This is a genomic window from Ruminococcus sp. OM06-36AC (assembly GCF_003438725.1).
GTDB classification, from domain to species: domain Bacteria; phylum Bacillota; class Clostridia; order Oscillospirales; family Ruminococcaceae; genus Ruminococcus_C; species Ruminococcus_C callidus.
In genome coordinates this window covers 42,805-67,826 of sequence record NZ_QSTT01000001.1, presented here as the reverse complement: position 1 = coordinate 67,826, position 25,022 = coordinate 42,805, and the positions used below count along the sequence as shown (strand labels likewise).

Annotated in this window: 25 protein-coding genes; all 25 read left to right on the top strand. The window is 53.9% G+C overall.

Features of this window, described 5'->3' with window-relative positions; translation table 11 throughout:
- Positions 1 to 2: 2 nt before the first annotated feature.
- The 25 genes from rpmI to DXB92_RS00230 all read left to right on the top strand — a co-directional run bounded on the left by rpmI (position 3) and on the right by DXB92_RS00230 (position 24,808).
- Positions 3 to 206 (top strand): 50S ribosomal protein L35, encoded by a 204-nt coding sequence (rpmI, locus tag DXB92_RS00350; RefSeq protein ID WP_021680544.1) that lies wholly within the window; start codon positions 3 to 5, stop codon positions 204 to 206.
- A 57-nt stretch (positions 207 to 263) separates the two neighbouring features.
- Positions 264 to 617 (top strand): 50S ribosomal protein L20, encoded by a 354-nt coding sequence (rplT, locus tag DXB92_RS00345; protein WP_021680543.1) that lies wholly within the window; start codon positions 264 to 266, stop codon positions 615 to 617.
- A 148-nt stretch (positions 618 to 765) separates the two neighbouring features.
- Positions 766 to 1,587: an RNA methyltransferase gene (locus tag DXB92_RS00340; protein WP_181976825.1), complete on the top strand. Its 822-nt coding sequence runs from the start codon at positions 766 to 768 to the stop codon at positions 1,585 to 1,587.
- Position 1,588: 1 nt separating this feature from the next.
- Positions 1,589 to 2,833, top strand: a complete 1,245-nt coding sequence (gene dprA / locus DXB92_RS00335; RefSeq protein ID WP_021680540.1) for a DNA-processing protein DprA — start codon at positions 1,589 to 1,591, stop codon at positions 2,831 to 2,833.
- 83 nt (positions 2,834 to 2,916) lie between these two features.
- Positions 2,917 to 5,010: a type I DNA topoisomerase gene (topA, locus tag DXB92_RS00330; protein ID WP_021680539.1), complete on the top strand. Its 2,094-nt coding sequence runs from the start codon at positions 2,917 to 2,919 to the stop codon at positions 5,008 to 5,010.
- A complete protein-coding gene (gene trmFO, locus DXB92_RS00325) occupies positions 5,011 to 6,321 on the top strand; it encodes a methylenetetrahydrofolate--tRNA-(uracil(54)-C(5))-methyltransferase (FADH(2)-oxidizing) TrmFO (protein ID WP_117731687.1) in 1,311 nt (436 codons plus the stop codon).
- Positions 6,322 to 6,366: 45 nt separating this feature from the next.
- Positions 6,367 to 7,365, top strand: a complete 999-nt coding sequence (plsX, locus tag DXB92_RS00320) for a phosphate acyltransferase PlsX (RefSeq protein ID WP_021680537.1) — start codon at positions 6,367 to 6,369, stop codon at positions 7,363 to 7,365.
- Positions 7,366 to 7,378: 13 nt separating this feature from the next.
- Positions 7,379 to 8,092 carry a ribonuclease III gene (gene rnc / locus DXB92_RS00315; protein ID WP_117731685.1) on the top strand — a complete coding sequence of 238 codons (714 nt, stop codon included), beginning with the start codon at positions 7,379 to 7,381 and terminating at the stop codon, positions 8,090 to 8,092.
- Positions 8,079 to 9,110: a radical SAM protein gene (locus DXB92_RS00310; RefSeq protein WP_117731683.1), complete on the top strand. Its 1,032-nt coding sequence runs from the start codon at positions 8,079 to 8,081 to the stop codon at positions 9,108 to 9,110. Before rnc ends, DXB92_RS00310 begins: the two co-directional genes overlap by 14 nt.
- Entirely contained in the window at positions 9,107 to 9,748 is a 642-nt protein-coding gene (locus DXB92_RS00305) for a hypothetical protein (RefSeq protein WP_117731681.1), read from the top strand. Before DXB92_RS00310 ends, DXB92_RS00305 begins: the two co-directional genes overlap by 4 nt.
- 43 nt (positions 9,749 to 9,791) lie before the next feature.
- Entirely contained in the window at positions 9,792 to 13,352 is a 3,561-nt protein-coding gene (gene smc, locus DXB92_RS00300) for a chromosome segregation protein SMC (protein ID WP_117731679.1), read from the top strand.
- A 724-nt stretch (positions 13,353 to 14,076) separates the two neighbouring features.
- The gene (gene ftsY, locus DXB92_RS14035) at positions 14,077 to 14,949 is read left to right on the top strand and encodes a signal recognition particle-docking protein FtsY (RefSeq protein ID WP_051343585.1); all 873 of its coding nucleotides are present in this window, start codon (positions 14,077 to 14,079) and stop codon (positions 14,947 to 14,949) included.
- Positions 14,946 to 15,530: an XTP/dITP diphosphatase gene (locus DXB92_RS00290; protein ID WP_021680531.1), complete on the top strand. Its 585-nt coding sequence runs from the start codon at positions 14,946 to 14,948 to the stop codon at positions 15,528 to 15,530. Before ftsY ends, DXB92_RS00290 begins: the two co-directional genes overlap by 4 nt.
- A gap of 37 nt (positions 15,531 to 15,567) precedes the next feature.
- Positions 15,568 to 15,855 (top strand): ribosome assembly RNA-binding protein YhbY, encoded by a 288-nt coding sequence (gene yhbY / locus DXB92_RS00285; RefSeq protein ID WP_117731675.1) that lies wholly within the window; start codon positions 15,568 to 15,570, stop codon positions 15,853 to 15,855.
- The gene (gene nadD, locus DXB92_RS00280; RefSeq protein ID WP_117731673.1) at positions 15,855 to 16,454 is read left to right on the top strand and encodes a nicotinate (nicotinamide) nucleotide adenylyltransferase; all 600 of its coding nucleotides are present in this window, start codon (positions 15,855 to 15,857) and stop codon (positions 16,452 to 16,454) included. The genes yhbY and nadD overlap by 1 nt, the downstream gene beginning before the upstream one ends.
- A 208-nt stretch (positions 16,455 to 16,662) precedes the next feature.
- Positions 16,663 to 17,247, top strand: a complete 585-nt coding sequence (gene yqeK, locus DXB92_RS00275; RefSeq protein WP_021680528.1) for a bis(5'-nucleosyl)-tetraphosphatase (symmetrical) YqeK — start codon at positions 16,663 to 16,665, stop codon at positions 17,245 to 17,247.
- A 9-nt stretch (positions 17,248 to 17,256) separates the two neighbouring features.
- Positions 17,257 to 18,495, top strand: coding sequence for an LCP family protein (locus DXB92_RS00270; RefSeq protein WP_117731671.1), 1,239 nt, complete (start codon positions 17,257 to 17,259; stop codon positions 18,493 to 18,495).
- Between the two features lie 19 nt (positions 18,496 to 18,514).
- Entirely contained in the window at positions 18,515 to 18,886 is a 372-nt protein-coding gene (gene rsfS / locus DXB92_RS00265; protein WP_040646422.1) for a ribosome silencing factor, read from the top strand.
- Positions 18,887 to 18,920: 34 nt separating this feature from the next.
- Complete coding sequence (locus DXB92_RS00260) at positions 18,921 to 19,247, top strand: hypothetical protein (RefSeq protein WP_021680525.1); 327 nt, start codon at positions 18,921 to 18,923, stop codon at positions 19,245 to 19,247.
- A gap of 26 nt (positions 19,248 to 19,273) precedes the next feature.
- On the top strand, positions 19,274 to 21,688 hold the full coding sequence (leuS, locus tag DXB92_RS00255; RefSeq protein WP_117731669.1) for a leucine--tRNA ligase: 2,415 nt from the start codon (positions 19,274 to 19,276) through the stop codon (positions 21,686 to 21,688).
- Positions 21,689 to 21,902: 214 nt separating this feature from the next.
- The gene (rpsU, locus tag DXB92_RS00250; protein ID WP_009984057.1) at positions 21,903 to 22,076 is read left to right on the top strand and encodes a 30S ribosomal protein S21; all 174 of its coding nucleotides are present in this window, start codon (positions 21,903 to 21,905) and stop codon (positions 22,074 to 22,076) included.
- A gap of 178 nt (positions 22,077 to 22,254) precedes the next feature.
- Positions 22,255 to 22,761: a YqeG family HAD IIIA-type phosphatase gene (locus DXB92_RS00245; protein WP_040646437.1), complete on the top strand. Its 507-nt coding sequence runs from the start codon at positions 22,255 to 22,257 to the stop codon at positions 22,759 to 22,761.
- A 4-nt stretch (positions 22,762 to 22,765) separates the two neighbouring features.
- Complete coding sequence (gene aroQ, locus DXB92_RS00240; protein WP_040646435.1) at positions 22,766 to 23,194, top strand: type II 3-dehydroquinate dehydratase; 429 nt, start codon at positions 22,766 to 22,768, stop codon at positions 23,192 to 23,194.
- A 15-nt stretch (positions 23,195 to 23,209) separates the two neighbouring features.
- Positions 23,210 to 24,289 carry an aminopeptidase P family protein gene (locus DXB92_RS00235; protein WP_242986572.1) on the top strand — a complete coding sequence of 360 codons (1,080 nt, stop codon included), beginning with the start codon at positions 23,210 to 23,212 and terminating at the stop codon, positions 24,287 to 24,289.
- Between the two features lie 15 nt (positions 24,290 to 24,304).
- Positions 24,305 to 24,808: a YfbM family protein gene (locus DXB92_RS00230; protein ID WP_117731667.1), complete on the top strand. Its 504-nt coding sequence runs from the start codon at positions 24,305 to 24,307 to the stop codon at positions 24,806 to 24,808.
- Positions 24,809 to 25,022 lie beyond the last annotated feature (214 nt).

Here is a 25,022-nt window from a genome sequence, read left to right as displayed (position 1 = left end):
CAATGGCAAAGATCAAGACCAAGACTCATTCCGGTGCAAAGAAGCGTTTTAAGATGACTGCTTCCGGAAAGGTAAAGTATCAGAAGACCAACAAAAGACACAGACTGACACAGAAGGATACCAAGAGAAAGAGAATCGCTCGTACCGTTGGTATCGCTGACTGCACAAACGCACCGGCACTGAAAAAGCTGATGCCGTATCTCTAAGCCGCAGGAATATTCGGGCTTTGATTGGAATCTGAGAAATAACGGAGGTAAATAACTATGGCACGTATTAAAGGTGCAATGATGACTCGCAAGAGAAGAAATAAGACACTGAAGCTGGCAAAGGGCTACTGGGGCAGCAAGAGCAAGCACTTCAAGATGGCAAAACAGGCTGTCATGAAGTCCGGTAACTATGCTTACGTCGGCAGAAAGCAGAAGAAGAGAGAGTTCCGTCAGCTGTGGATCACTCGTATTTCCGCTGCATGCAAGATGAACGGCATCAACTACTCCCAGTTCATGAACGGCTGCAAGAAGGCTGGCATCACCCTGAACCGCAAGATGCTGTCTGAAATCGCAATTCATGACGCAGCAGGCTTCACTGCAATCGTAGAACAGGCTAAGGCTGCTCTGTAAGGATTTGAATGCGAAACACGCTCTGGAAATGATACGGGGCGTGTTTTGTTGTATTATAAGGGAAACACTGCGTTGCCATAGAGCCTGTTTCGCATCTGCACAGAAACGGATACGAAACAGGCTCTTGCAAAAGAGGGGGAAAGAGCACATGGAAACACTGTTGAAAATCTCGGCACACGACAATGCCGCCATAAAACAATATCGAAAACTGGCACGTTCCCGAAAAGAACGCACCAAGGCGGGGCTGTTTGTGCTGGAGGGCTTCCGGCTGGTGTCGGACGCGGTGAAAAATGGTGCGGCTCTGACCCAGCTGTTCTGGACGGAGGACGGATTGGCACGCTGGCAGGCAGAGGGCTTGCCGACAGCGTGGGACGGTGTGCGTTGTGCACAGCTCTCGGACAGTCTGGCGGCGGAACTCTCTCAGACGGAACATTCACAGGGTGTGTATGCCATTTGTCAGATGCCCCAGCCGCCGGCACTTTCCGCATTGATCCACGCAGGCGGCAGCTACGCCGTGCTGCATCAGCTACAGGATCCCGGCAATGCCGGCATGATCCTGCGGACGGCGGACGCACTGGGGCTGGACGGCGTGATCTACAGTGCCAGCTGTGACATCTACAGTCCGAAAGTGGTGCGGGCAACGATGGGCTCGCTGTTCCGTGTGCCGCTCTGTTGTGTGCCGGATATTGCCCCTGTGCTGGAAGCTTGCCGGTGTGCAGGTGTGGAAACCTGTGCGGCTGTGGTTTCCGGTGCGGCGGAACTGGTGGGGCAATGCCGTTTTTCCGGCAGCACGGCAATCGTGATCGGCAACGAGGGCAACGGATTGCCGGAAACGGTAGCGGCTGCCTGTGACCGCCGCGTGACGATTCCCATGCACGGGACGATCGAATCCCTTAACGCCGCTATGGCAGCCGGCATCATTCTGTGGGAAGTGCAGAGAACGGCACAGGACCAGAACGGAGGGCAGTGACATGGAAGAAATACGTTGTCTGCTGTGGCTGGTCATGATATTCGGTGCAGGAAATCCGCGAATCTGGAAGGCACTGCACCGCTATCATTCTCCGCAGAAAGCCGTGGAGATCTTACGGAAACCGGAAACAGATGCCGATCTGCATCTGCCGGAGCACACTCTGCGGCGAATTCGTCAGACCGGTGAGGATAAAGTGGACGAAATGCTGGAACGCTGTGAAAAGCTGCGTCTGTCCATTCTCTGGTATGGAGATGCGGCATATCCCGAACAGCTTTTGTCCATTGTGAATCCGCCGGTATTGTTGTTTTATCAGGGGGACAGCTCCCTGCTGCAAAATCACCTGCTGCTGACTATTGTGGGAACTCGCAATCCGGCGGAGTACAGTCTGCGGGTGGAGAAAACCATTTGTCATGATCTGGTGCAGATGGGCTTTGTGCCGGTGACGGGCTATGCCGCCGGTATTGACATCACCGCCAATTTGTGTGCTCTGGAGGCGGACAAGCCCAGCATTGCCCTGATGGGCTGCGGGCTGGACGTGGCGTATCCGAAATCCCATGTAAACTTGAAATATGAAATCGCCAAGCACGGCTTGATCTTGTCAGAGTTTCTGCCGGGAACTTCTCCGGCACCGGCAAATTTTCCGCTGCGGAACCGCGTGCTGTCCGGCTTGAGCATGGGCACTTTCGTGATACAGGCACCGGTTCGAAGCGGTGCACTGATTACGGCGGAGAACGCCATGGAGCAGGGCAGAGATGTTTTCTGTATTCCACCGGCGGACATATTTGACAAACGGTACATGGGTGTGATAAAATATCTTCGGGACGGTGCAATTCCCGTGTTTGACAGTCGGGACATTGTCTATGAGTATTACACCAGCCACGCCCATATGATCGGGGCGGCGGCACTGTACGGAGAGGATCGGGACAAATCGGAAAGTTCTGTGATGACGCTGGGAGAGGCGGAAGCGAAGCCAAAGACACCGGCGAAGAAACCACAGGTTTCCGTTCCGGAACCGCCGGCAGAAGCCGAACCCGATCCGGTACTGGATCCCATGCCGGAGGAAGAACTGGAAGGGCTGGCAGGAGAGATCCTGTCCCTGCTGCAAAAGCAGGACGTGATGCACATGGATCAGATCGCAGCGGAACTGGAAGTTTCTATGGAGGAACTGACCACCACGCTGACCGAACTGGAACTGTATGGGAAATTGGAACGCCTGCCGGGAAAACAATTCCGGTGCATGCGTTGAGGCTGTCCTGTGTCTGTTCGCTATGGACAAATCTTGAGAAAAAACAGCTGTGAGAAACAGCCAGCAGAGAGAACGAGAGGAATATGTCGAATTTAGTGATCGTGGAATCGCCGGCAAAGGCGAAAACCATTCAGAAATATTTGGGAAAAGGTTATGATGTCATTGCCTCAATGGGGCATATCCGTGATCTGCCCAAGTCCAAGCTGGGTGTCGATGTGGAAAATGGTTTCCAGCCTCAGTACACGGACATGAAGGGCAAGGAAGATGTCATTAAAAAGTTGAAAGAACATGCGAAGAAGTGCGACCATGTCTATCTGGCGACGGACCCGGATAGAGAGGGAGAAGCCATTTCATGGCATATCGCACAGCTTCTGCATTTGGATATGAACGCCGACGATCGGGTGGAATTCAACGAGATCACCCGCAGCGGCATTCAGGCAGGTATGAGCAATCCCCACAAGATCGATCTGGATCTGGTCAATGCCCAGCAGGCACGCCGGATTCTGGACCGTCTGGTGGGTTATAAGCTCAGCCCGTTCCTGTGGAAAAAAGTCCGCCGCGGACTGTCCGCCGGTCGTGTGCAGTCGGTTGCCGTGCGTCTGGTAGTCGATCGGGAAAATGAGATTCGGGCATTTGTTCCGCAGGAATACTGGTCGATCGATGCGAAATTCACCGCCCCGCCGTCCCGCAAGGTGTTTGCCGCCAAGCTGGTAAAGGTGGACGGCAAGCGGGTGGATAAAACGGAGATTCCGGACAAAGCCACCGCAGATGCTTTGCTGGAACGGCTACAAAATGCCAGCTATTCTGTGCAGAACGTGAAAAAGCGTGTCACCAAGCGGCACCCCGCACCGCCGTTTATCACGTCTACCCTCCAGCAGGACGCTTCCTACCGGCTGGGCTTTCAGTCCAAGCGTACCATGAAAGTGGCACAGGAACTGTACGAAGGCGTGGACATCGACGGACTGGGGGCAGTGGGTCTGATTACCTACATGCGTACTGATAGTCTGCGGATTTCCGCAGAGGCACAGCAGGCAGCCGCGGACTATGTGACCGGAAAATACGGTGCAGAGTACCTGCCGCCGGAACGCCGAAATTATAAGTCCAAGAAAAATGCACAGGACGCTCACGAAGCCATTCGTCCGTCTATGCCGGACATGACACCGGAACGGGTAAAATCCAGCCTGACTGCGGATCAGTATAAGTTGTACCGTCTGATCTGGGAACGCTTTATCGCCAGCCAGATGGCAGATGCTCTGCTGGATACGGTTTCCGTGGACATTGAAGCCGACAACTGTATGTTCAAGGCAACCGGCTCCACGGTGAAGTTTGACGGCTTCACGGTGCTGTATGACGATGCCAAGGGCGACAAGAGCGAGAACAAGAACCTGCCGGAACTGGAAAACGGCATGGAGATCAAGGTAAAATCGCTGGAGGGCAACCAGCATTTCACACAGGCTCCGCCCCGCTATACCGAAGCAACGCTCATCAAGGCACTGGAAGAAAACGGCATCGGCAGACCGAGTACATATGCTCCTACCATTACCACCATTACCACACATCTGTATGTGGAGCGAGAGGGCAAACAGCTGAAGCCGACCGTTCTGGGTGAAGTGACAACAGAACTGATGAAAGAACATTTCCCCAACATTCTGGACGTGAAGTTCACCGCCGATATGGAAAACAGTCTGGACGATGTGGAACGCGGCAAGAAAAGCTGGGTGGATACACTGGAAGATTTCTACGGCGACTTCTCCAAGACGCTGGAAACTGCCGAGGAGAAAATGGAGGGCAAACGTGTCAAGGTGCCAGACGAGGAAACGGACATTGTCTGCGACCAGTGCGGCAGAAACATGGTCATCAAGATCGGACGCTACGGCAGATTTCTGGCATGCCCTGGTTTTCCGGAGTGCAAGAACACCAAGAAGATCGTACAGGAAACTGCCGGCTCCTGCCCGCTGTGCGGCAATAAGATCATTCTGAAAAAGTCCAAGCGTGGCAGAAGCTTTTACGGCTGCAACGCCTATCCGGACTGCAACTTCATGACATGGAATGTGCCTACCGAGGAAAAATGTCCCCAGTGCGGCTGTACGCTGTTCCAGAAGGGCGGCAAGTCCGGCACACTGGTTTGCGAAAAGCCGGGATGCGGCTATTCCCGTCCTGTGGGAGGAGGTGCTTAAATGGCAGAAGTGACTGTGATCGGCGGCGGACTGGCAGGCTGTGAAGCGGCGTGGCAGCTGGCAGAAGCCGGCTTTTCCGTGCGGCTGCTGGAGATGAAACCAGTGCAGTATACACCGGCTCATCACTATGAGGGGCTGGCGGAACTGGTCTGCTCCAACTCGCTGAAAGCCGACCGCCTGAATTCTGCGGCAGGACTGCTCAAGGCGGAAATGACTCGTCTTGGCTCGCTGCTGATGCAGTGTGCCAGAAAGTCGGCAGTTGCTGCCGGCGGGGCACTGGCGGTAGACCGGAAACAGTTCTCCGACCTTGCCACCGAAGCGATTCGGAATCACCCCAACATCACGCTGGAAACGGCTGTGGTCACGGAAATTCCGGATACGCCCACGGTGGTTGCCACAGGACCTCTCACCGAGGGGGCACTGGCGGCGGATATTGAAAAACGCTGCGGCACACGGCTGAGTTTCTTTGATGCCGCCGCACCGATCGTCAGCTTTGAGAGTCTGGACAAGGAGAAAGTGTTCTTTGCGGCTCGCTATGGCAGAGGCGATGCAGACTATATCAACTGTCCCATGAACAAGGCAGAGTATGAGGAATTTTATCAGGCACTGATCGGGGCAGAACGTGCACCGCTGCACGACTGCGACAAGGACGCTTTTCGGGTGTATGAGGGCTGTATGCCCATTGAGGTGCTGGCTTCCCGCGGCATGGACACCATGCGGTTCGGACCGCTGAAGCCGGTGGGGCTGACAGACCCCCGCACTGGTCACCGTCCGTGGGCAGTGGTGCAGCTGCGGCGGGAAAATCAGGAGGGCACCATGTATAATCTGGTGGGATTTCAGACCAATCTGAAATTTCCGGAACAGAAGCGGGTGTTCTCCATGATCCCCGGACTGGAGCATGCGGAATTCCACCGCTATGGCGTGATGCACCGGAATTCATTTCTGGACAGTCCCCGCCTGTTAGATGCGGACTATCACTTCCGCGGGCAGGACGGGCTGTACTTCGCCGGACAGATGACCGGTGTGGAGGGCTATATGGAATCGGCGGCAAGCGGCATTCTTGCCGGAAAGAATCTGGCAAGACAGCTGCAGGGCAAGCCGCCGCTGATTCTCCCGCGGGAAACTATGATGGGAGCACTGGCGGCATACATCAGCAGTGCTCCCACGGAGAATTTCCAGCCGATGGGTGCCAATATGGGTATTCTGCCGGATCTGCCAGAGCGAATCCGCGGCAAACAGGAAAAGTATCAGGCATACGCGGATCGCGGCATGGCGGCACTGGAACAGTACTTGCAGACCGCGGAACAATAAAGGCAATACCGCACAAAGAGCATAACACAAGGGAGATCATAGATTTTGAATATTTTAATCGACGCATTCGGCGGGGACAACGCCCCGCTGGAGGTGATTCGCGGCGGTGCACGGGCGGTGCAGGAACTGGGTGTGACTGTGACGCTGGTGGGGGACGAGCAGAAAATTCGTGCCTGTGCCGAGAAAAACAGGCTGCCGCTGGACGGCATGGAAATTCTGCACGCTCCGGCAGTGTTCGACATTCACGAGGAACCCACGTCCCTGCTGAAACAGCATGCGGATACTTCCATGGCAGTGGGCATGCAGGCACTTCACGACGGCAAGGGTGATGCCTTTGTCTGTGCCGGCAGTACCGGTGCTCTGCTGGTGGGAGCCACATTTCTGGTGAAGCGGATCGCCGGCATCAAGCGTGCGGCAGTGGCTCCGGTGCTCCCCACGGAAACGACACCGTTTCTGCTGATCGACGGCGGTGCCAATAACGACTGCCGTCCGGAAATGCTGGTGCAGTTTGCGATCATGGGCAGTGCCTATATGCAGAATGTCATGCACGTGGACAAGCCCCGCGTGGCTCTGCTGAATGTGGGAGCCGAGGAAACCAAGGGACGGGAACTGGAACTGGAATCCTATGTCCAGCTGGCACAGGCTCCGGTGAATTTCATCGGCAATATCGAAGCACGGGAACTGCCTGCCGGTGCAGCAGATGTGGTAGTCACAGACGGCTTTACCGGCAATGTAGCACTGAAGCTGTACGAGGGCATGGGCAAGTTTATGGCACACCAGATGAAAGGCAACCTGTTCGCAGGCGTTGCCGGAAAGCTGGCGGCACTGCTGATCCTGCCGAAGATCAAGGCACTCACCAAAAAAATGGACTACAAAGCCGTAGGCGGTGCAGTGATGCTGGGCGTACAGAAGCCGGTCATCAAGGCACACGGCAGTTCCGACGGCACAGCATTTTTCAATGCGATCCGGCAGGCGAAAGACTGCGTTGCCGGAAATGTGGTACAGACCATTGCAGAAAATACCGGAAAGCCGGTAAAGAAATAGAGGGAAAGCAATCATGGAACATACAGAGTATGTAGATTTAGGAAGGTTTGAAACGTATATCCATTACCACTTTAAGGACAAGCACCTGCTGCTGGAAGCACTGTCCCACTCGTCCTATGCCAACGAAAAGCATAAGACCCGCAACAGCAACGAGCGTCTGGAATTTCTGGGGGACAGTGTGCTGTCGATCGTGGTTTCGGAATTCCTGTTTCACAAGTATCCCGACCTGCCGGAGGGCGAACTGACCAAACTCCGTGCCTCAATGGTATGTGAAAAGGCACTGCATGTGTTCGCCAGAGAGATTCATCTGGGCGAATTCCTCCTGCTGGGCAAGGGTGAGGAGCACACCGGCGGACGTTCCCGTTCGTCGATTCTGGCAGACGCGTTTGAAGCTGTCATTGCGGCGATCTTTCTGGACGGCGGTATGGACGCGGCAAAGCGGCATATCATGCGGTTCATTCCGAAGAATCCGGTTGCAGAAAGACAGCAGCCTGCCGGCTTCCACGACTATAAGACACAGTTACAGGAAGTTGTACAGAAAAATCCGGAGGAAAAGGTGGAGTATCTGCTCATCAGCGAATGCGGTCCTGATCATGACAAGGCATTCGAAGTGGCTGTCTGCCTGAATTCCAATGTGATCGGCAGAGGCGTGGGACATAGCAAAAAGGCTGCGGAACAGCTGGCTGCCAAGGAAGCACTGTCCCTGATGGGCTATGACAAAACATAAGACGCTGGCATTTTTCATTCCGCATCGGGGCTGTCCGCACCAGTGCAGCTTCTGCGACCAGCGAACGATCAGCGGCACAGTGCAGGCTCCCACGCCGGAAGAAGTGACACAGACCTGTCAGGCGATGCTGGAACGCAGCGGGCCGCTGGAATCGGCGGAGATCGCCTTTTTCGGCGGCAGCTTCACAGCGGTAGAACCGGCGTATCAGATCGCCTTGCTGGAGGCGGCACAGCCGTTTCTGGGAGAGGACATGTTTTCCGGTATCCGCATTTCCACCCGACCGGACGCGGTAGACAGTGCGGTTCTGGAACGGCTGGAACGTTATCATGTCACTGCGGTGGAACTGGGAGCACAGAGCATGTGTGACCGTGTGTTGTATCAGAATGAACGGGGACACGATGCACAGGCAGTCCGGAAGGCAAGTGCCATGCTGCGGGAACGGGGCTTTTCGCTGGGGTTGCAGCAAATGGTTGGCTTATACGGCAGCACATTGCAGGACGAATATGACACGCTGGAACAGCTTCTGGCGTGTCAGCCGGAAACCCTTCGAATCTATCCCACGGCAGTGCTGGAGGGTACCAAGCTGGCGGCGTATTATTTCCGCGGCGGCTATCCGCAGTTGTCACAGGAAGAAGTGCTGGACTATTGTGCAGATGCCCTGTGCCGCTGTCACCATGCCGGCGTGCGGGTGATCCGGCTGGGGCTGCATGATACGCCGTCCCTGCGGGAACATCTGCTGGCGGGGTATTTTCACCCTGCCTATGGAGAACTGGCGGAATCCCGTCTGTATCTGCGGCAGCTGAAAGCGGCGGCAGCAGACTGTGGAAAACCGGAACTTTTTGTGGAAACGGCTCCCCGTACCATGAGCAAGGTGCTGGGGCAGCACGGCTGCAACCGGAAAGTACTGGCGGAGCAGGGCGTTTCGCTTCATGTACGGGAAAATGCTGCCGTTGCTGCGGGAACGATTCTGGCGGAGCAGCAGGTCTATGAGATCTTTTCGGAAAGGAATCAACGATGAGGACAAAACATACCAGACGTTGTCTGGCGGCGGTGCTGGCAGCGGTTTTGCTGCTGGGTGCCGCAGCTGGTGCGTTTTTTTGGAACCGGCACCGTGGGGCGACTTCTGTTGCCGTGGAAACCACACAGGAAAACGCGGCGGAACAGGTGGTCTTTTTCCGGCAGAAAGATGACCGCTGGAAATCGGACGCATTGGGAGATTCTGTCTATCATATGGCGGATTCCGGTTGTCTGACCTGCTGCGTAGCGGCGGCGTTGCAGATGCAGCAGATCTCTGTGGACGGTCTGCCGGAAAATGCCGATGCCGGAGAGGTGAATCAGTTCTTTTCGGAACATGGCGTGTACGACGGTGCGGGTAATCTTCTGTGGGAGATGCTGGAACAGACTGCCGGTGTTTCTGTCCGGAAACAGGACGCGGCGGAATTGCAGGACGGCGAACTGGATCAGGAACTGGCAGCAGGACGATACCCCATTGTACGGGTGAAGATGCCCAGGTCCGGCAGCTATCACTATGTGCTGCTGGTGGGCAGTGCTGACGAAACGTATCTCTGCATGGATCCGCTGCAAGCCAAAGAACAGACAGTGCCGCTGTCGGACTTCGGCGGGAAAATCTATGCAGTGCGTGTGCTGCAATCGTAAAGAATGCGGGATACGCCGCCGGAAAAAGAGGTGAAATGCAAACATGTATCTACGCTCCCTGGAACTGCAGGGATTCAAGTCGTTCCCTGACAAGATCAAGCTGCACTTTGACAAAGGTCTGACCGCCGTGGTGGGACCGAACGGCAGCGGCAAGAGCAATATCGGCGATGCCGTGCGTTGGGTGCTGGGGGAACAGTCCACCAAGACGCTCCGCGGCAACAAGATGGAGGACGTTATTTTTTCCGGCACAAAAACCAGAAAGGCCATGGGCTTTGCGGCAGTTACGCTGGAGATCAGCAACGAAGCCGGCGAGTTGGGAGAAGCCTATGGTGCTGTAGTCAGTGTTACCCGAAAGCTGTATCGCAGCGGTGACAGTGAGTACCGCATCAACGGCAAGAACGTCCGGCTGAAGGACGTGACGGAACTGTTCATGGATACTGGTATGGGCCGTGACGGCTATGCCATTATCGGGCAGGGACGCATTGCAGAAATCGTCAGTGCCAAGAGTGCAGACCGGCGGGACATTTTCGAGGAGGCTGCGGGGGTTTCCAAGTTTCGCTATAAGAAACAGGAGGCACAGCGGAAGCTGGACGCGGCACAGGAAAATCTGGTGCGTTTGCAGGATATTGTTTCTGAACTGGAATCCCGCGTGGAACCGCTGCGAAAGCAGGCGGAAAAAGCGAAACAGTACGTGAAACTGGCAAGTCAGCAGAAACAGCTGGAGGTTTCCCTCTGGGTGCGGCGGCTGGGTGCTCTGCGGGAAAAGCTGACGGGGCTGTCTGACGGCTTGTTACAGGCACAGGCGGAATACCAGAACGCCGAACGGGAGATCCAGCGGACAGATGCACAGGTGCAGGACGGCTATCGGCGTATGCAGGAAAGCACGCTGAAAATGGAGGAAATTCGCCAGCAGATGCAGCAGGCAGAGGAAGAAACCACCCAGCTGAAATCTGCGGTGGCAGTCTGTGAAAACGACATTCTCCACAGCCGGCAGATGCAGGAGAGCCTGCGGCAGCAGAAACAGGAAACGGCTCAGCAGTCCCGCAGTATGGAAAACCGCATGGAGTCCCTGTCTGAACAGGTGGTGCAGCTGCGGCAGAAGCGGGAAGCGATTCAGGTAGAATCAGAACAGACCGAACAGAACTGGAACGCCCTGAAACAGCAGGCTGCACGGCGGGGACAGGAATACGAACAGGCAAACCAGGTATTGCAAAATCTGCTGGTGCGGCAGAGTGAACTGCGTGTCTTGCAGCAGACCGCTGCCGGACAGCAGGAAGAACTGAAAGCTCAGCTGGCAGAACAGGGCATGCGGCAGAGTGCACTCCGGCAGGCATGCACGGAGCAGAATGCCGCGTATGATGCCGCCAGAGAACAGGCACAGCAGGCACAGGAACAGTTCCAACAGGTGCAGAACCAGCGGGACGGTTTTCAGAAACGCTACGCTCATGCAGTGCAGGCACTGGAAGCCGGCAAGAAGCAACAGGAGCAGGCGGCATTCGCCCTGCGGGAAAAACGGCAGCGGCAAAGACTGCTACAGGATATGGAACGAAACATGGAGGGCTTTGGCGGCAGTGTCAAGGCAGTCCTGCGGGCAGACGGCGGCAGGCCCCGCGGCGTATTCGGCACGGTGGCACAGCTGATTACCACCGACCAGAAATACGGCGTGGCACTGGAAACCGCATTGGGCGGTGCCATGCAGAATCTGATCGTGGAAAACGAAAACGCTGCCAAGCAGTGGATCCGCTTTTTGCAGCAGAAGCACGCCGGACGTGCCACATTCCTGCCGCTGACTTCCGTGCGGGGAAAGACACTGTACGAAACCGGTCTGGAACAGCACGAGGGCTTTGTGGATCTGGCGTGCAATCTGGTGCGGTATGAGGAACGGTTTTCCGGCGTGGTACAGTTCCTGCTGGGGCGAATCGTCGTGGCGGAAGATCTGGACACGGCGACGGCTCTGGCGAAAGCTTATCAGTACCGGTTCCGTATCGTCACGCTGGACGGGCAGGTCATCAATGCCGGCGGTTCTTTCACCGGCGGTTCTGCCATGCGTGCCGGCGGCATGCTGACCAGACGGGCAGAACTGACGGCTCTTTCCGGCGAGATACAGGAACTGGAACAGCAGGAACAGGCGGCTTCTGCTGCCCTGCAAAAGGCACAGCAGCAGTCCGCACAGTTACAGCAGCAAATGGAAGCGTTGCAGCAGCAGTGCCGGCAGGCGGAATCTGAACAGGTTGCCGCAGCTGCACAGCTGGAAAAGGAACAGTATCTCCGGAAACAGACCACCGAGCGTGCCGAAGAAGCTGCCGGACAACAGGCGGCGTTGCAGGAACGCTTGCAGGAAACCGTTGACCGGCACACTGCCGCCGCAGAAGAAGCGGAGGAAGTGGAAAAGGCGATTCAAAAGGGACAGGAAATGCTGTCACAGGAAGCCGACCAGCGGACGGCTCTGGAACAGGAGCAGTCCAGGCTGGCAGAACGCCGTTCACAGCTGAAGATCGGCATGATGGAACTGGAAAAGGACATGGACACGCTGGCGAAGGAAATGCAGCAGCAGAGCGACCAGCAGGATTCTATGGCGGAAAAACTGGTGCAGATCGACAAGGATATTGCCGTGCAGGAAGACCTGATCCGTCAGAAGCAGACGGAGATCACCGAGAATCAAGCCAGGCTGGAACAGATGCAGAACAGCCGCACCGACGGGCAGGCAGAGATCCGGCACTGGCAGCAGGTGCATGATGCACAGGAACAGCAGATTCGGGAACTGCAAAGCGGTTTGCAGGAAACCAACGCTGTGCGGGAGCGGTTTTCCGGCGAGATCAGCCGGCTGGAGGAACGGAAAATTTCCGTGCAGAACGATTATGACGGCGTGATCCGGCAGCTGCTGGAGCAGTACGAACTTTCCCTCTCCGAAGCACAGGCACAGGCACAGCCGCTGGAAGATTTACAGACGGCACAGCGGGAACTGCAAAGCCTGAAAGCACAGATTCGGGGGCTGGGCACGGTAAACGTGGCGGCGATCGAGGAATATGCAGAGGTTTCCAAGCGGTATCAGTTCCTGTCGGAGCAGATGCAGGACGCGGAAACTGCCAAGCGGGAACTGGAAGACCTCATCACCTCTCTGACAGAGGAGATGCAGCGAATCTTTTCGGAAAGCTTTTCTGTCATTGACCGGAACTTTCAGGAAATTTTTAAAGACCTGTTCGGCGGCGGAGAAGCACGGCTGGAACTGACTGATCCGGAACATGTACTGGAATCAGGCATTGAGATCAAGGTCGCACCGCCGGGAAAAGTCATCAAGAATCTGATCTCGCTTTCCGGCGGGGAGCAGTCCTTTGTGGCGATCGCCATTTACTTCGCCATTCTGCGGCTGCGGCCGTCGCCGTTCTGCATTCTGGACGAGATCGATGCGGCACTGGACGAGGGAAACGTCCGCCGCTATGCACAGTATCTGCAAAACTTTACAGATACCACCCAGTTCATTCTGGTGACGCACCGCCGGAGTGCCATGGAAGAAGCCAGCGTACTCTACGGTGTCACCATGCAGGAGGACGGTATTTCCCGTCTGCTGCGAATGGAACAGGAAGAACTCGAGAAAACGGAATAAGGCAATACCGCACAAAGTCCGCTTTGTACGGCGATGTCTATGCTTTCAAGGAAAGGATCGGTGTAAGATGGGCTTATTCGGAAAGAAAAATAAAAACAAGGAAAAAGGCGTACCGTTCTGGCGGCGGAACAAGCAGCAGGCAGAGGAAGAAACGGTACTGGAACCGGAGGAACAGACTGCGGAAACGGCTGATGCAGAAGCAGAAGAAGACATTGCCGCGGCTGCCCTCAATGACTTGGCGGCACAGGAGCAGGACGAGATCGAAAAGGCTCGCCTTGCCGCACAGGAAGTTGTGGAGGAATCTGAACAGCATCAGGCTGCAATTGCGTTGGCACGGCAGGCGGCTCTGGAAGCTGCCGGCATTTTGAAAAATGAAGAAAAGGCAGAACCGGAGGAAGAAACCGAACCGGCGGAAGAAGCCGAACCGGAGGAAGAAACTGAACCGGAGGAAGAAACTGAACCCGAAGCAGAAGAACCGGAAGAAGTAAAGCCTGTTGAAGAACCCGAACAGGAAGCAGAAACAGAATCAGAAACGGAACCGGCAGAAGCAGTTGAACCGGAATCAGAAGAAGCAACTGAACCAGAAACAGAACTGACAGAAGAATCCGAGCCGGAAGCAGAAATAGAACCCGAGGGCGAATCTCAGTCGGAAGAAGCAGAACCCGAAAAGAAAAAGGGCTTTTTTGCGAAGATTCGGGACGGTCTGCGAAAGACCAAGGACGCAATGGTTTCCCGTATGCAGCAGGTGCTGGGCGGCTTTACCAAGATCGACGACGACCTGTTTGATGAGTTGGAAGAAACCATGATCACCAGCGATCTGGGGCCGGAAACTTCTGTACAGATCTGTGAAACCCTGCGGAAACGCGTCAAGGAACGGGGTGTCAAGGATCCGCAGGAGATCATGGGCATGATTCAGGAGATCATCGGTGAGATGCTGGGTGAAGACCAGACACTGGAATATCCCACCCAGCCTACCATTGTCATGGTAATTGGTGTCAACGGTGCCGGAAAGACGACCACGATCGGCAAGCTTTGCCACCAGCTGAAAGGCGAGGGCAAAAAGGTGCTGGTGGCTGCGGCGGATACATTCCGTGCTGCGGCAATTGATCAGCTGGAAGTCTGGACACAGCGTGCCGGTGTGGACATCGTCAAGCATGCAGAGGGCTCTGACCCTGCATCGGTGGTGTATGATGCCATTGATGCCGCCAAGGCACGGGGCTGTGACGTGCTGATCTGCGACACCGCCGGACGGCTGCACAACAAGAAGAATCTGATGCAGGAGCTGGCGAAGATCAACCGCATCATCGAAACCAAGGCAGAGGGCTGCCATCGGGAAATCCTGCTGGTACTGGACGCTACCACCGGGCAGAACGCAGTCAATCAGGCACGGCTGTTTCAGGAAGTGGCAGACATTTCCGGCATTGTGCTGACCAAGCTGGACGGTACTGCCAAGGGCGGTATCATCGTATCCATTCGCAACGAACTGGGCATTCCGGTGAAGCTGATCGGCGTGGGCGAAAAGATCGACGATCTCCAGCCGTTCCACGCACAGGATTTTGTCCGTGCCCTGTTTGAACCTACGGAGGAATCACTATGAAGAAGATTGTCATTGCATCGAATAACGCCGGAAAGCTGCGGGAGATCCGTGCGATCCTTGCCCCCTTCGGGCTGGACGCAGTTTCCCAGAAAGAAGCCGGCTTTGATGCGGAAGTAGAAGAAACCGGCACTACCTTTGCAGAGAATGCGGCACTGAAAGCCCATGCGGTCCACGAAGCCCTGCACTGTGCCGTCATTGCAGATGACAGCGGACTGCTGGTAGACGCACTGGACGGAGCACCAGGGGTATACTCGCACCGGTTTGCCGGCGAAAATGCCACTGATGCCCAGCGTTGCGAAAAGCTGCTGGAACTGTTGAAAGACACTCCCGCAGAAAAACGCACTGCACGGTTTCAGTGCGTGCTGTGCTATGTGAATGCGGCAGGGGAGGAGCAGTTCTTCTCCGGCGTTTGCGAGGGTGTGATCGGAACCTCTCCCAGAGGAGAAAATGGCTTCGGCTATGATCCGGTTTTCTGCGTAGGCGAACAGACCATGGCAGAAATGACTGATGCAGAGAAGAACCAGATCAGCCACCGGGGCAAGGCATTGGAACAGCTGGAAGATTTTTTTAAAACTTTATAAATTCAAAGCTTATAAAAATGATTAAGGAGAAAAATTGATGTTGACAAGTAAACAACGGGCGACTCTGCGGGGCATCGCCAGCACATACGAAACCATTTTTCAGGTGGGAAAAGGCGGTATCAGCGATACACTGGTGCAGCAGGTCAGCGATGCTCTGCGGAAACGGGAACTCATCAAGATCCACGTACTGGACAACTGTCCGCTGAGTGCCCGTGAAGTCGCAGAGGAACTGTCGGAAAAGACGGAATCCGATGTGGTACAGGTCATCGGCAGCCGGCTGGTTCTGTTCAAGCGGAATCCGAAAGAACCGGTCATTAAATTCTGATGCAGCGAATCGGATTGTTTGGCGGCAGCTTTAACCCCATTCACAACGGGCACCTGCATCTGGCACAGACTGCCAGGGAAAGTCTGGGGCTGGATCAGGTGGTGCTGATCCCCGCCAATGTGTCGCCGTTCAAGCAGCAGAATCCGGACATGGCTTCCGGTGCAGACCGTCTGGCGATGTGCCGTCTGGCGGCGGAAACGCTGCCCTTTTGCACGGTAGACGGTTGCGAACTGGAACGTGCCGGTGTCAGCTATACCGTGGACACCGTGCGGCTGTTCCGGAACCGGTATCCCGAAGCAGAACTGGTGCTGCTGGTGGGCAGCGATATGTTCCTGTCATTTCCGAAGTGGCACTGCTGGCAGGAAATTCTGGAAATGGCAGCACTGGGCGTGGTGTCCCGCATGGACGGGGACATGGCGGAACTGGAGGCACAGAGAGCATTTTTATTGCAATATGGCAAAATTTTTTTGTGTCCCGCTGAGGTTTGCACGGTATCTTCTACAAAAATTCGCAGGAATCGAAAAAATCATGCAGATTTTTCTTGCTATTTACCGCAAAAAGTAGTACAATATATAATATCTCATAATTTATATGCATAAGGCAATACCGCACAAAGAGCGTCTGGCGACTTTGCACGCCATCTGCTTGCAAATTTCCCGTCATATTTCACAAAAATGCTCGTGAATACATCCAGTATTCACTCCGCTTTTTGTTTCATCTGACGAAAAATTTGACGATGCATCTGTCGCACAATCTTTGTGCGGTATTGCCCTAAGATGTTCCCGAGGAAAGGAGCTCACATTTTTCATGGAGTCACTGGAGCAATATGACGAGTATCTGAAAGCCCGTCTTTCGCAAAAACGCTATATCCATTCCAAAAATGTTTCGGAGGCCAGTGTGATGCTGGCAAAGAAATTCGGCGGCACAGATGTGGAAACCGCCCGTTTTGCCGGTCTGGTACACGATATTTGCAAGGAAGAACCGGAAGACGTACAGTACACGCTGATGATGCAGTCCTCTATGGACGTGTGCATGGAAGAACGCAAGGCATTCAAGGTCTGGCACGGCATCGCCGGTGCGGAGCTGCTGCGGACGAAATTCGGTGTGACTGATGAAGATGTGCTGCATGCAGTACGGTTTCACACCGTGGGCAGAGCCGGCATGTCCAATCTGGAAAAGATCGTCTATCTGGCAGATATGATCTCTGCGGAACGGGATTATCCCGATGTGGACGTGATGCGGGAAAAGGCAGCAGAAAGCCTCAATGCAGGCATGGCATATGCCCTGAAATATTCCCTGATAAAGCTGGTGCGGCGGGAAGCACTGATCCCGCATCACACAGTAGAAGCCTACAACGAAGTTTTAACGGAGCTGCAACAGCAGGAAGGATGATTATTGCAGATGAGCAGAAAAAACTACTCAGATGAACACGGCTACTATGCCCCCAAAAAACGAAAGAAAAACAGCCCGCGGGATATTGCTGTTATGATTGCGGCAATCGTAGTCAGCGTTGTGCTGATCCTGCTGATGGTCCTGAATGCACCGATCATCAACTTTAAAAAGCTGGAAGGAACGACCTTGACCACCCAGCAGGTTTCGATCATGAAGTACTGGAAACTGTGGCAGCCGCTGGTAGATCAGGAGGGTACGCTGGCAAAGGTGGACTCTAACGATGCGGCACTGAACCTGAAAAGCGATCTGGATTCGGATGTAAATGACGGATTGGATTTGGAGCAGACCATTGAGGGACAGTATACCATCCTGTTTCTGGGCATGGACGAAAGCGGCGAATTGTCTGATGTAGACTGGGTATTGCAGTTCGACCTGATAGCAGGCAGCATGAACATTCTGCAAATTCCCCGTGACTCCTACATGCCGGATTATGCTTCCTATTCCACCACAAAGTTCAACAGCATTTATCACAGCGGACAGGAAACCGGCGTAACACCGATCCAGCGTGTGGTCAATGCCATTCAGGAAAACTTCTGCATCTATGTCGATGCTTATGTGAAACTGAACTGCGTGGATATTGCCAATATCGTGGATTCTGTCGGCGGCATTCCCATTACGCTGCCGGAGCAGATCACCTATGAAGCAGATAAGATCCTGCCGGCAGGAGAACAGACCCTGAACGGTCAGCAGTCCGAATGGTTTGTCCGGTTCCGCCACGGCTATGCCGAAGGGGACATCGGACGTGTTAAGGCACAGCGGATCTTCCTTGCAGCAGCAATGGAGAAAATGCTGAACATGAGCCAGACGGAACTGATGAGTGCCATGCAGAAGATCTATAAGAATCAGTGGATCGCTACCGATCTGTCGCTGGAACAGATCAGCATGGTGGCAGACTTTGCCTCACAGCGTCTGACTATGGACAATGTCAATGTGTTTATGGTGCCGGGAGAAGGAGCAACTTACTATCCGGGGGACGGCTCTTCCCAGTCGGTGTATTCTATTCACAAGTCTGCAACTGTGGATCTGCTGAACCAGTATTTCCGCCCCTATCAGAACGAGATCTATCCGGAGGAAAGCACCATTGTGGAACTGGTGCCGGAAGGCGAGTATCTGGCAAGAGATTATGATGACACACAGGAAAATCTCGGCGACATCAACAAGGGCGACAGCAACGACGGAGCACAATAAGAACGAGAAAGGAACAAATATGACGCAGCAGGAAATTTTGGAAATCATTGTAAAAGCACTGGACAGCAAGCGTGCCGAAGATATTCAGGTGCTTCGGGTGCATGACCTGACCATTCTGGGTGATTACTTCATTATCGCCAATGGTACCAGTACCACCCACACACGGACACTGGCAGATGAAGTGGAATATCAGCTGTCGGAAAAAGGCGTAGAACCGCTGCACCGCGAGGGCCGCGGAAACGGCTCCAACTGGGTGGTGCTGGACTATGCCGATATTATCGTACACGTGTTCTGCAAGGACACACGGGAATTCTACCAGCTGGAACGTCTGTGGGCAGACGGGGAACCGGTAGACATTTCTCAGTGGACAAAGCCAAACGGCATTGCGTAAGAGCATACCGCACAACAGGAAAGGATTTGGTATCATGGAAACCACAGGAAGAAAATGGGTATTCGGGATCGGACTGTATCTCATCATCAAGGGTGCTCTGAACCTGATTCTGGGGTTCAGCATGTCGAATCTGGTGATGCTGATTGTAAGCGTTGTGGCATTGGTGCTGATGCTGAACCGCGTTCCCTACATCAATTACATTGTCGCCGTTTTTCTGGCACTGATGTTCCTGATGCATGTGGGAAGCAATATCAGCAATCTGGGTAGCCAGTGGATCTATCTGCTGGAAGGACTGCTGGATCTGGGTGCAGCAGCCGTGCTGGTGTTTGAAAAGAATGTCAAGGCATTTTTCGGTAAGTAAATTATATTCAAAGGAATGATAAATACATGAGCAACAAATATGATTTTGCCTCTGTCGAACCAAAGTGGCAGAAGTACTGGGAAGAGCACGGCTCGTTCCGTGCGAGCGAGGATCACACCAAGCCGAAGTTCTACGCATTGGTAGAGTTCCCGTACCCCTCCGGTCACGGCATGCATGTCGGACACATCAAGGCATATTCCGGTCTGGAAGTTGTCAGCCGGAAACGCCGCATGCAGGGCTACAACGTGCTGTTTCCTATCGGCTTCGATGCTTATGGTCTGCCGACAGAGAATACCGCGATCAAGACTGGTGTACACCCGCGGAAGGTCACCGATGACAATATCGTCAAATTCACCGGACAGCTCAAGCGTGTCGGCTTTTCTTTCGACTGGTCGAGAGTGATCGATACCACTGACGAAAAATATTACAAGTGGACACAGTGGATCTTCCTGAAGATGTTTGAAAAGGGACTGGCATTCCGTGACAAGACACTGGTCAACTACTGCCCCAGCTGTAAGGTAGTTCTGTCCAACGAGGACTCACAGGGCGGCAAGTGCGACATCTGTCACAGTGAGATCGTCCAGAAGACCAAGGAAGTCTGGTATCTGCGGATCACCGAGTATGCAGACAAGCTGCTGCAGGGTCTGGAAGAAGTGGACTACCTGCCGAATGTCAAACTCCAGCAGCAGAACTGGATCGGCAAGTCTACTGGTGCATTTGTCAACTTCGCTGTCAAGGAACACGCAGACGAAAAGCTGCGGATCTATACCACCCGTCCGGATACCCTGTACGGTGTCACCTTTATGGTTATTGCTCCGGAGCATCCGATCATTCAGAAGTACCGCGACAGCATTGCCAATATTGCAGAACTGGACGCATACAAAACGGAATGTGCAAAAAAGAGTGAGTTTGAACGGACACAGTTGGTAAAGGATAAGACTGGTGTCAAGATCGACGGACTGACCGGTATCAATCCTGTTACCGGCAAGGAGATTCCGATCTACATTTCCGACTATGTTATGATGGGTTATGGTACCGGTGCCATTATGGCAGTGCCGGCACACGATACCCGTGACTATGATTTCGCCAAGAAGTTCGGTATCGATATTATCGAAGTCATCAAGGGCGGTGACATCTCTAAGGAAGCCTATACCGGTGACGGTGAAATGGTGAACTCCGGTATCCTCAACGGCATCACCAACAAGAAAGATGCCATTGCGAAGATGCTGGAAGTGCTGGCAGAAAAGGGCTGCGGCGAAAAGGGTGTACAGTACAAGATGAAGGACTGGGCGTTCAATCGTCAGCGTTACTGGGGCGAACCGATCCCCATCGTGTACTGCCCGAAGTGCGGCATGGTGCCGGTACCCTATGACCAGCTGCCGCTGCGTCTGCCGCCGGTAGAGAATTTCGAACCCGGCAAGGACGGCGAAAGCCCGCTGGCAAAGATCGAATCGTTCGTCAACTGCAAGTGCCCGAAATGCGGTGCGGCAGCAAGACGGGAAACCGACACTATGCCTCAGTGGGCAGGTTCTTCGTGGTACTTCCTCCGTTACTGTGATCCCCATAACGACAAGGAATTCGCATCGCAGGAAGCTTTGAAGTACTGGATGCCGGTTGACTGGTACAACGGCGGTATGGAACACGTGACCCGCCATATGATCTACTCCCGTTTCTGGCACAAGTTCCTGTACGATCTGGATCTGGTGCCGACTTCGGAGCCCTATGCAAAGCGTACCGCACAGGGACTGATCCTCGGACCGGACGGCGAAAAGATGTCCAAGTCCAGAGGCAACGTGGTAGACCCGAATGATGTTGTCGATGTCTACGGTGCAGACGTGCTGCGTCTGTACGTGCTGTTCATGGGCGACTATGAAAAGGCTGCTCCGTGGAGCGACAGCAGCGTCAAGGGCTGCAAGCGTTTTGTAGACCGTATCTGGGCATTGCAGGATAAGGTAACAGACAGCGACAGCTACAGCGACGCACTGCGTTCCAAGATGCACAAGACCATTAAAAAGGTTTCCGAGGATATTGAATCCATGAAGTTCAATACCGCGATCGCTGCCATGATGACACTGCTAAATGACATTTACGATGCAGGCTCGATCACCAGGAAGGAATTCCGCGATCTGCTGGTACTGCTGTATCCGTTTGCACCGCACGTTTCCGAGGAACTGTATCAGCTGATCGGCTGTGAAGGCGTGCTCAGCGAACAGGAATGGGTGACTTATGACGAGGCTCTGTGCGTGGATGATATGATCGAGATCGTGGTGCAGATCAACGGCAAGGTCAAGACCAAAATGAATATTCCGGCAGATGCTGAAAAGGAAACGGTTCTGGAGCAGGCTGCGGCAGATACAAAAATAATGGAAGCTACCGCAGGGAAAACAATCATAAAGCAAATATATGTACCAAAGAAACTTGTGAATTTTGTGGTAAAATAACAAATTTCTAAGTTTGCAGAAAAAACCCTTGACAAATTCTGCAATATGTGGTACAATAAATCATATTGCAAAATATAGTTTGCAGCGAAAAAGGTTAAGCTGATACCCGATGTTCCCGAAAGGGATTGTTGGTGGTATAAATCAGAAGTTTGGCTGTATTATGGTTAGACGGAAGATTAGCCTCTGCCGTAGCGGCAAAGGGAGGGAAATGTAAGTGGCAGAAGTTCGCGTTGGTAAGAACGAGTCTTTGGACACCGCACTGAAGCGGTTTAAGAGATCTTGTGCGAAGGACGGCGTTATCGCTGAAGTTCGTAAGAGAGAGCATTACGAAAAGCCTTCAGTAAAGCGTAAGAAGAAGTCTGAAGCTGCTCGTAAGCGCAAGTATTAATAAAAAGTATTGCGATACACAGCAGGCGGGCACACTTGACAAGAGTGTGCCCGTTTTTTTGTGGAAAGAAACGGAGATTCGACATTTCCGGCGGGAAAAAAGACGTATAATGAAGGAAACACTGAAGGCATGCTGTAAGGCGGAGCATCGCGAAGATTTGCCGAAAGGAGGAGAAGCAATGCTGTTTCGTGCAAAAATTGCATTACGCAGTGTGTGCGACATCACGCCCCAGTTGTTGGAAAAGCTGGGCGTGTGCGGACTATTGCTGGATATTGACAACACGCTGACAACACACGACAATCCGGTGCCGGCTGCCGGCGTGGAGGCGTGGGTGGCAGGCATGCAGGCGGCGGGGATCTCGCTGTGTCTGGTGTCCAACAACCACCCGCCCCGTGTGGAACCTTTTGCCAAACGACTGGGGCTGGACTTCGTCTGCGAGGGAAAAAAGCCGCTGACGAAAGGCTATCGGGAGGCAGTGCAGAAAATGGGACTGTCCCGTAAAGAAGTGGCTGCTGTGGGAGATCAGATCTTCACCGATGTGCTGGGGGCAAATCTGTTTGGTGTGCCCTGCATTTTTGTCTTTCCCATGGAAATGGAGAAAACGAGATTTTTCCGATTCAAGCGGCGAATGGAAATCCCATTTCTGCCGAAAAAGATATATGAAGAAAACAAGGAGCTGAACTGACATGATGCAAAAAGTACTGGTCATTCACGGACCGAACCTGAACCTGCTGGGTGAACGGGAACCGGGCGTTTACGGCAATACCACATTTGCCGACCTGAACCGTATGATTCTGAGCAGGGCAGAGGGATTGGGACTGGAGTGTGAGATCTTCCAGTCCAACCACGAGGGAGCGATCATTGATAAGCTGCATGCGGCACGCACCACGTTTGACGGCGTAATCATCAATGCGGGAGCTTATACCCACTACAGCTATGCCATTCATGATGCCATTCACGATATTCGCATTCCCTGCGTGGAAGTACATATCAGCAATATCTATGCACGGGACGAGTTCCGTTCTCACTCGGTGCTCAGTCCGGTTTGTGCCGGAACCATTGCCGGATTTGGCATTAACGGCTATTTTCTGGCATTGCAGGCACTTTCAGAGATGTAAGGGAGATGGCTTGTCATGATGCAAAAGCGTATGGAAACCCTGATGCAGAAGCTGCCGGCAGGAACCGATGCGGCTTTGATCCAGTCTGATGTCAACCGCCGGTATCTCACCGGCATGCAGTCCTCCGCGGGAACAGTGCTCTGCTTCCGCGACGGGGCGTATCTGATCATTGATTTCCGGTATATTGAAAAAGCACGAGAATGCGTGAAAAACTGCACCGTTCTGGAACAGCACGACCTGTATGAACAAATTCGGGAACTGCTCCGGAAACACAACGCCCGCACCCTGTCCGTGGAGTCGATGACCATGACCTTGAGCCAGTTCTCCAAGCTGAAACAGCAGCTGGGAAATCAGGTGCAGCTGGATCAGAGCGATGCCCTGAGCCGTGCCATTTTCGCGTGCCGCACAGTGAAAACAGAAGCCGAGATCGACAAGATTCGAAAGGCACAGCGAATCGCAGAGATTGCCTTTGCGGACATCTGTAATTTCCTGCGGGCTGGCATCTCAGAACGGGATGTAATGCTCCGCCTGAACCAGACCATGATGGAGCACGGCTCCGAGGGTGAATCGTTCCCCACCATTGCACTGGCGGGAAGTGCTACCTCCATGCCCCACGGCGTACCCTCTGCACAGCGAATCATTCAGGACGGCGACTTTGTGCTGATGGATTACGGTGCAATGGTAGACGGCTATCACAGCGACATGACCCGTACCGTCTGCGTGGGACAGCCCAGCGAAAAGATGCAGCAGGTCTATAACATTGTGCTGAAAGCACAGGCTGCCGGTATTGACGGGGCAAAGCCGGGCATCACCGGCAGAGAAATGGACAAGCTGGCACGGGACATCATTGACGAAGCCGGCTACGGCGATGCTTTCGGGCATTCGCTGGGGCACGGCGTTGGCTTGGAAATTCACGAGTTCCCCAACGCTTCGCCGGCGACACAGACCAAACTGGAAGCCGGAAATGTAGTCACAGTGGAACCGGGCATTTACCTGTCCGGCGAATTTGGCGTTCGTATCGAGGATTTTGTAGTCATTCGGGAGAATGGCTGCGAGAATCTGACGAAAGCACCGAAGCAGCTGCTGGTGCTGTAAAAGGAGAATTGTACTATGGGTATGTATGCCGGCTATTACCGGATCTCCGACACAGAACTGGAACAGCTGCGGCAGCTGGAGGAACGGGCACTGCTGAAACGGGTGGAAGAACTGACAGAGGACGAAACTGCGGAAACGTGTGATCTGGATAAGATGTGGGACGCACTGCATTTTGTGCTGACCGGAGATACGCTGTCAGATACCGCAGACCATGACCCGCTGTCGGAGGCTGTATGCGGCAGTGACTTTCTTCTGACACAGGAGATGCACGTGGGCGGCATTCCGGCAAGGCGTGTGAAAGAAATTGTACAGGCTCTGCACGAGGTGGACTTTGCCGCACGTCTGGCAGCCTTGCAGATGTCCGATTTTGCGGCGGCAGAGATCTATCCAAATATCTGGGACAGACCGGAGGAGGAAGATGACATTCGTGCGGAACTACAGGAGTGCTTCGCAGATCTGCAGGCATTCTATGACAATGCCGCAGAACAGGGAAACGCAGTGCTGGTGATGATCGGCTGACCGGTGCGGTGCTGCCGAAAGATTTTTCCAGTGGAAACGTAAATTTTTTTGCAGAAAGTCTTGCAAAGCAAGCAATTATGTTGTATAATAAAGTTAAGCAATGTTTTTTGAGGGGATTCTCTGCACTTATGCAGGGCGTTTCCTGTCGTTGCATGAAATATAGGGAAGTATCAAAGGGATCGACCCCCATTCCCTAGAAATAAAACGGAGGTTT

What these genes read in the sequence shown, in the direction of transcription:
- rpmI (WP_021680544.1), top strand. Translation starts at nt 3, where the DNA reads ATGGCAAAGATCAAGACCAAGACTCATTCCGGTGCAAAGAAGCGTTTT.
- rplT (WP_021680543.1), top strand. Translation starts at nt 264, where the DNA reads ATGGCACGTATTAAAGGTGCAATGATGACTCGCAAGAGAAGAAATAAG.
- DXB92_RS00340 (WP_181976825.1), top strand. Translation starts at nt 766, where the DNA reads ATGGAAACACTGTTGAAAATCTCGGCACACGACAATGCCGCCATAAAA.
- dprA (WP_021680540.1), top strand. Translation starts at nt 1,589, where the DNA reads ATGGAAGAAATACGTTGTCTGCTGTGGCTGGTCATGATATTCGGTGCA.
- topA (WP_021680539.1), top strand. Translation starts at nt 2,917, where the DNA reads ATGTCGAATTTAGTGATCGTGGAATCGCCGGCAAAGGCGAAAACCATT.
- trmFO (WP_117731687.1), top strand. Translation starts at nt 5,011, where the DNA reads ATGGCAGAAGTGACTGTGATCGGCGGCGGACTGGCAGGCTGTGAAGCG.
- rnc (WP_117731685.1), top strand. Translation starts at nt 7,379, where the DNA reads ATGGAACATACAGAGTATGTAGATTTAGGAAGGTTTGAAACGTATATC.
- DXB92_RS00310 (WP_117731683.1), top strand. Translation starts at nt 8,079, where the DNA reads ATGACAAAACATAAGACGCTGGCATTTTTCATTCCGCATCGGGGCTGT.
- DXB92_RS00305 (WP_117731681.1), top strand. Translation starts at nt 9,107, where the DNA reads ATGAGGACAAAACATACCAGACGTTGTCTGGCGGCGGTGCTGGCAGCG.
- smc (WP_117731679.1), top strand. Translation starts at nt 9,792, where the DNA reads ATGTATCTACGCTCCCTGGAACTGCAGGGATTCAAGTCGTTCCCTGAC.
- ftsY (WP_051343585.1), top strand. Translation starts at nt 14,077, where the DNA reads ATGGTTTCCCGTATGCAGCAGGTGCTGGGCGGCTTTACCAAGATCGAC.
- DXB92_RS00290 (WP_021680531.1), top strand. Translation starts at nt 14,946, where the DNA reads ATGAAGAAGATTGTCATTGCATCGAATAACGCCGGAAAGCTGCGGGAG.
- yhbY (WP_117731675.1), top strand. Translation starts at nt 15,568, where the DNA reads ATGTTGACAAGTAAACAACGGGCGACTCTGCGGGGCATCGCCAGCACA.
- nadD (WP_117731673.1), top strand. Translation starts at nt 15,855, where the DNA reads ATGCAGCGAATCGGATTGTTTGGCGGCAGCTTTAACCCCATTCACAAC.
- yqeK (WP_021680528.1), top strand. Translation starts at nt 16,663, where the DNA reads ATGGAGTCACTGGAGCAATATGACGAGTATCTGAAAGCCCGTCTTTCG.
- DXB92_RS00270 (WP_117731671.1), top strand. Translation starts at nt 17,257, where the DNA reads ATGAGCAGAAAAAACTACTCAGATGAACACGGCTACTATGCCCCCAAA.
- rsfS (WP_040646422.1), top strand. Translation starts at nt 18,515, where the DNA reads ATGACGCAGCAGGAAATTTTGGAAATCATTGTAAAAGCACTGGACAGC.
- DXB92_RS00260 (WP_021680525.1), top strand. Translation starts at nt 18,921, where the DNA reads ATGGAAACCACAGGAAGAAAATGGGTATTCGGGATCGGACTGTATCTC.
- leuS (WP_117731669.1), top strand. Translation starts at nt 19,274, where the DNA reads ATGAGCAACAAATATGATTTTGCCTCTGTCGAACCAAAGTGGCAGAAG.
- DXB92_RS00245 (WP_040646437.1), top strand. Translation starts at nt 22,255, where the DNA reads ATGCTGTTTCGTGCAAAAATTGCATTACGCAGTGTGTGCGACATCACG.
- aroQ (WP_040646435.1), top strand. Translation starts at nt 22,766, where the DNA reads ATGCAAAAAGTACTGGTCATTCACGGACCGAACCTGAACCTGCTGGGT.
- DXB92_RS00235 (WP_242986572.1), top strand. Translation starts at nt 23,210, where the DNA reads ATGATGCAAAAGCGTATGGAAACCCTGATGCAGAAGCTGCCGGCAGGA.
- DXB92_RS00230 (WP_117731667.1), top strand. Translation starts at nt 24,305, where the DNA reads ATGGGTATGTATGCCGGCTATTACCGGATCTCCGACACAGAACTGGAA.